At 51.8% G+C, this 367-nt stretch carries 1 rRNA gene; it reads right to left on the reverse strand.

Annotated features, from left to right (window positions below):
* A 23S ribosomal RNA gene (locus tag QP363_RS12750) occupies nt 1-367 on the reverse strand; the annotation flags it as partial.

The following is a 367-nucleotide window of genomic DNA, read 5'->3' on the forward strand; positions in this document are numbered from 1 at the left end:
AAAGACTACTAACCGGTCCTCTTAACCTTCCAGCACCGGGCAGGCGTCAGTCCATATACATCAACTTCACGTCTTCGCATGGACCTGTGTTTTTGATAAACAGTCGCTTCCCTCTATTCTCTGCGACCCCACAACCCACCACACTCGCAAAGAGTGCTTAAGTCGTGTGGTCCCCCTTCTCCCGAAGTTACGGGGGCATTTTGCCGAGTTCCTTAACCACAGTTCACCCGAACGCCTTAGTATTTTCAACCTGACCACCTGTGTCGGTTTAGGGTACGGGCCATACATCCACATCGCTAGAGGCTTTTCTCGACAGTACTAGATCACCAACTTCACCCACACTTGGGCTACGCATCACGCCTCAGGT

Origin of the sequence: Corynebacterium sp. UMB6689 (assembly GCF_030215295.1) — a bacterium.
GTDB lineage: Bacteria > Actinomycetota > Actinomycetes > Mycobacteriales > Mycobacteriaceae > Corynebacterium > Corynebacterium aurimucosum.